Origin of the sequence: Mesorhizobium waimense (assembly GCF_003601975.1) — a bacterium.
GTDB lineage: Bacteria > Pseudomonadota > Alphaproteobacteria > Rhizobiales > Rhizobiaceae > Mesorhizobium > Mesorhizobium waimense.
In genome coordinates this window covers 1-2,281 of sequence record NZ_QZWZ01000138.1, presented here as the reverse complement: position 1 = coordinate 2,281, position 2,281 = coordinate 1, and the positions used below count along the sequence as shown (strand labels likewise).

General features: G+C 61.9%; 4 pseudogenes. 1 reads left to right on the top strand and 3 read right to left on the bottom strand.

The features are described 5' to 3' along the window. Positions 1-78: 78 nt before the first annotated feature. Positions 79-848, bottom strand: a pseudogene (locus tag D3227_RS40165) (IS110 family RNA-guided transposase); the annotation flags it as partial. Between the two features lie 77 nt (positions 849-925). Between D3227_RS40165 and D3227_RS43630 the strand changes: the two are divergent. Continuing rightward, positions 926-1,471: pseudogene (locus tag D3227_RS43630) on the top strand (DDE-type integrase/transposase/recombinase); the annotation flags it as partial. Between the two features lie 193 nt (positions 1,472-1,664). Here D3227_RS43630 and D3227_RS43625 read toward each other — a convergent pair. Continuing rightward, positions 1,665-1,853: pseudogene (locus tag D3227_RS43625) on the bottom strand (IS630 family transposase); the annotation flags it as partial. Positions 1,854-2,105: 252 nt separating this feature from the next. Beyond that, a pseudogene (locus tag D3227_RS43620) lies at positions 2,106-2,276 on the bottom strand (transposase); the annotation flags it as partial. Between the last annotated feature and the right edge of the window lie 5 nt (positions 2,277-2,281).

The window sequence follows — 2,281 nt, the reverse complement described above, 5'->3', positions numbered from 1 at the left end:
GATCCAAACCGACAAATCTGATATGTTCCATATGGCCCGTCTCCTATGCATGAGGCTCTGCGCCGGCCAGCCGGCTTAACCCTCGTACCGTTGCATATCGGATGACGGGCCGCCCTCAGGCCCAGCATTCATAGGGACTAGAAGTGCCGTGGCCCCCAATGCGCCGATCCCTGGAATCGTCATGAGCCGGCGGGCAACATCTTCTCGATCGGCAATTGCCTCGATCTCCCTCGTCACGTCGCTGATGCGCTGCTCCAACCGGCGCAGGTCGGCGAACAGATCCGTGAGCAGTTTGCGCATCGCCGGCGACAGGTCGTTCGACAAGTTGTCGAGGACCCGCGGCAGGTCGAGCTTGAACAGGCCCGCTCCTTGTCTCAATGCAATGCCGTATTCCAGGCAGAATGCTCGCATTTGGTTGATGAGGCGCGTTCGCGTGCCGATCATCTGGTCGCGCCGCGATGCAGCGCCTGGAGGTCGGCTTGCTCCTCGCTCTTGATCGCAGCAAACCGCATCGTCGGCCGCGTTGCAGCTTCGGCTATGGCCTCGGCATCGATGATGTCGCTCTTGTTCGACTTCACATATGGCTTCACGAACTGCGCTGGAATCAGGCGAACCTTGTGCCCCAGTGCCTGCAGTCTCCGGGCGATCCATTGTGATCCCGCGCACGATTCCATCCCCACGATCACAGGCGCTGCTGCCCGCTCAAAGAACTGCAGCAACGTGTCGCGTCGAAAGCGAGTTCGCTGGACTGGCTCACCCTCGGTGTCCAAACCGACGACGTGGAAGATGTTCTTGCCGATATCAATTCCATAGACGGCCGCAGGGCGCGGCGCATTGCGTGGGGACATTGCAACCTCCTTGGTGTGATTGCCCAGATGATGCTACGGGAGGACGGAGCGGACCATCCCATTAATGGTGACGCCATGCCAAGCGATGCGCTATGGCCCACGCCTGCGATCAGCACGGGTGAGCCAGCGTCGGGCGTGCAAGGCTCTTTTCGTCGATCGCTCGGGCGTTCGCTACACAAGCACCCGGCCGGATGATGCGGTCTTTCGAGCCGCGATGAAGACGGTTGCGGCGGAGCGGCGGCGCTTCGGCTACCGGCGCATCCACATCTTGCTTGAACGGCAAGGGATGGTGATGAACCAAAAGAAGCTGCGGCGGCTTTACCGGGAGGAGAAGCTGAGGTTCGCAGGCGTGGCGGCCGCAAGCGGGCCTGCCGATGATCGCGCCGGACCGGATGAACGAGAGCTGGTCGCTTGACTTCGTCAGCGATGCCTTCACGGACGGCCGGCGGTTCCGGGTTCTGGCCGTCGTCGACGACTTCACGCGGGAATGCCTGGCGCTGGTCGCAGATACGTCGCTGTCAGGTGCCCGCGTGGCCCGGGAACTGGACGCTATCATCGCCCGTCGCGGCAAGCCTTGCACGATCGTCTCCGACAACGTCCTAAGAGCGGAAGGAAATGGTGTGAGCAGGCAAAGTCTCTCTGTTCGTCAGCTTGCTCTCGCTGCATGACGCTCGTCAAGTTGGATGGTCGAACCAGGCGGCTTCCACCGGCAACGGAAAAGGTCTCGTCCATAGCAAACACAGGGTACGCGTGGTGGCGGCCCTCACCGTCCTCAATACGAGCTTCTGATCCAGGTAGAAGACCCGAACATTATCTCTTCTCATCGACCGACAGCACGATGGCATGAGCGGGGGGCGAGACGTAGAGCCCGACAACATCGTGAAGCTTCTCGGCAAACGCCTTGTCGTTGGACAGCTTGAAGCTGCGCCAGCGGTGAGGTGCAAGGCCATGGTCGTGCCAGATCTTCACCACCGAAGACGCCGCGATGCCGACCGCCTTCGCCACCGTGCAAGCGATCGACCAGATGAAGCCCACCATCTCGCGTGCGATGGCGACATTGACGACGTTGGCGTTCTTGCCGCGCGCGCTGAGCCGACGATATCGGGTGCACAGTCGAACCTGCGCTTTCCATCCGATGTCGCGAACGACTTTTGGCAACGCCTCGATCCGGTCGACCTTGTGCCGGCCGATGCGCGGCCTCATCCTGTAAGCCCAGGCGCCCTCGACCAGCGCGCGCCGGGCATGCGTGTTGCCGGTCTTGGTGATGCCGGTCTTGGTGATGCCGCCGCGCCAGACGGTCTCGCTGCTCGATTGCTCGCCAGGGACCAGGCCGAAATAGGCCATGAGCTGGCGTGGATTGGAGAAACGCGTGAAGTCACCGACTTCCGCGACCAGCACCACGGCGTTGATCAGCGCGATACCCCGCATTGCCT